The following is a 2,134-nucleotide window of genomic DNA, read 5'->3' as shown; positions in this document are numbered from 1 at the left end:
CACCATCCACGCCAAGGCGCTACAGTCCCTATTGACCCTGAACTTCCAAACCTTCAAGAAGATTCAATCGTGACCGCGCACGGTATAACGTTGAAGCTGAGCCGCGAGCGGCGGCTTGCCGACGCGAGTCGGCTCGAGCGACTGGTTAGAGCTCAATTCGCCCCTTCGCGATCCCGCTGTATGCGTTCCTCGAGCGCTGCTCTTTCCGCGTCCCGATCAGCTTGGCTAAATGAGTCAACCCGCAGCCTCCTTGAACCACCAATGGTGTGTTGAAGGTGCTGCTCGATCTTCTCAAGCTGCTTCGCCATCTTATGCAGTGGAGGTTCACCAAGGCGGCTGCTGCCCTTCATCTCGGAGAGATCAATGACGTAATCGTCTACCTGAGAAATTCCAGTAGCGGACTTGTAGGAACACACGATCACAAGGCGACTATCAACCTTTGTCGCGTCGCCTTCGGCGAGGCTGGTCCAAAACGAAAAGTACTCCTGACCAGGACCTAAGTAGGAAAGACCAGACTTGAAACAGGCAAGCTTCAGCAATGCTTCCTTCAAGATCTGTGCGCCGCTAACGTCGTTGTGCTCCCGGATGTGTAGTCGAATGTCGTAGGCCGGTCCCAGGCCAATGTTTTTCACCGAAATGTCCAGCAAGTTCACCCACTCCTCGCGCACGCGATACGTGACTTGGACGCGGGGCTCCGTCTGGGCTTGACGCATCTTGCGAGTCTCATCCACCAGCTTCCAGGTAAGCCAGGCATAGATCACCGTAGCGACGGTGACAACGCCGGAGAAAACTGCGCTCAAGGCACCTGAGTTCTTGTTGAGACTGTCGAGGAAGTCGGACATGGTGTTTCTTGAGCTCTAACGTTTGAGCTCAGGCCGCTGCCCGTCAGGGCAGTCGCGCCTGCAGCGAATGGTTAGCGCATTCACGGTGAGTGCGCCGTAGATACCGGAGTAGGCGTAGGCAGTGTCGGACTCGGAATCGGCGACGCACCAAGGGGAGTGGAATTGTAGAAGTAGACGCCAGACGACTTCAGAAAGTTAAAGTTGGCGTCAGCTGCAACATGATCTCCACCACCAACAGTCGGTAGCCAACCCTTAATATTGGCCTCATATGAAAGCAGCCAGTGCTCCTCATAGAGCCCTGATGGCGTCATGTAAGTCGACCAGAGCGACTTGTCTAAGGTCGTTGTCATTAGGCCCCTGCTTTCGCAGTCCAGAGCCATCAGTGCCACCACGGAGTCATCAGCCTTTGAAAGGGCAGAAACCGCCTCGGGCGTTAGAGTTAGCCCCAGATTTATGCTAGCCCACAGAGCGTGCGAAACCTCGCTGGAGTGAGCGAGCGGCGCATGCGTGACTATGATGGAATTTACTACTTCACTTATTTCAGGAACCAATGGTCCGTATCCGGCATTGACCCATTTAATGATGAGTTCGATTGCATAGGGAAAGGTTGCTGGCTCAGGAGTAATGCAGAGCAGCAGCAGTCTTTGAAATAGCTCCCAATTATCCGGGTGCACCGCGACAGTTCTTAGCCTTGCGATTGCATAACTAAGAATGACCTCATCTGGATACACCTTGTGCAGATGAAAGGCCTTATTTATTAGCGCCTCAATATCCGAGGCCTGACCAGGCACTGACGTTCTTATGGATTGAGCCTTAAGCTCAGCCACCCAAGGCGCCTCAAATTGCAGTGGCAGTTCGACAACCCGCGTCTTCTTCGGATTCAACGCCAACTCGTAGTCTCTCAATACCCGCTCGAGGATATGAAAGGCCTCTTCTGCCTCAGTCCTTGTGTAGAAGCTCAATTCATAGTCGTCAATGAATCGGTGGCCCTTTAGCTTTGGAAGCTTTGATGCAAGCTCGGCGTCACACCTTTGCATCAATAGCTCTGCAATTACGAGCGACGTATCTGGGCCAATAGGTATGCCAACAGTCTGGCCATCCTGACCCATTCTCACTAGGTAATCCAAGTTGTTCCCGAGTAGAGTCCGGCTACGACTTACCTTTGCAACCGCCTTTGTGTGCACCGCCCACGCAATCGAGTGGGTATATATGCTTCCGTAGAATCGACTGATGTCGGTTTCTAGCAGCCTGTCGGACTTGGAGCCCGGGAAACCGACAAATTTTACTTTTCG

2 protein-coding genes are annotated in these 2,134 nt (G+C 53.3%); both read right to left on the bottom strand.

Going from position 1 to position 2,134, the window contains the following annotated elements; all coding sequences use genetic code 11:
* Positions 1-152: 152 nt before the first annotated feature.
* On the bottom strand, positions 153-842 hold the full coding sequence (locus tag VSS37_RS10485) for a DUF8453 domain-containing protein (RefSeq protein WP_324694994.1): 690 nt from the start codon (positions 840-842) through the stop codon (positions 153-155).
* An 80-nt stretch (positions 843-922) separates the two neighbouring features.
* On the bottom strand, positions 923-2,134 hold a 1,212-nt coding region (locus VSS37_RS10480), incomplete at its 5' end, for an RNA-directed DNA polymerase (protein ID WP_324694991.1).

Source organism: Candidatus Thiothrix phosphatis (assembly GCF_035668035.1).
Taxonomy (GTDB): Bacteria; Pseudomonadota; Gammaproteobacteria; order Thiotrichales; family Thiotrichaceae; genus Thiothrix; species Thiothrix phosphatis.
This window is presented reverse-complemented; position numbering and strand designations above follow the sequence as displayed.